Annotated in this window: 1 protein-coding gene; it reads right to left on the bottom strand. The window is 60.5% G+C overall.

Annotated elements, in window-relative coordinates:
• A partial coding sequence (locus AB4Y42_RS44355) for a hypothetical protein (protein ID WP_368697913.1) occupies nucleotides 1-273 on the bottom strand: 273 nt, incomplete at its 3' end.
• Nucleotides 274-385 lie beyond the last annotated feature (112 nt).

Genomic DNA, 385 nt, shown 5'->3' with positions numbered 1-385 from the left:
CGCAAACTTGCGCGGCGCCAAATGGACTTCACAAGCCTGTCCGCCGGGGCGTTCGTGGGCATACTTGTTCTCCTGAGCGCGCAGTCTTGGCCAAAACCGGGAATTCAGTGTACCTCCCCTCGCTATCCGCGGGCCGACGCACGCCCCCTGGTGTCCGAGTTCTAGTGCGATGAACGACTCGTCGGGGGCGGAAATCAGATTGAAAGCGGACTGATTTTTCGAGATGCTGTAGGTCTCTTCAGGGTCGTTGAGCGTCCAGCGGCCGGCGCGCACACTGGGTCTCCCTTCAACGTTGGAAGGAGGTCGCCATGGAGACCGAGAAACGCGCCGCTGGCATCAGAGTGCCGTGGAACAAGGGCAAGCTTACCGGACAGAAACCGCCTTT

Source organism: Paraburkholderia sp. EG286B, assembly GCF_040965655.1.
Taxonomy (GTDB): domain Bacteria; phylum Pseudomonadota; class Gammaproteobacteria; order Burkholderiales; family Burkholderiaceae; genus Paraburkholderia.
This window is presented reverse-complemented; position numbering and strand designations above follow the sequence as displayed.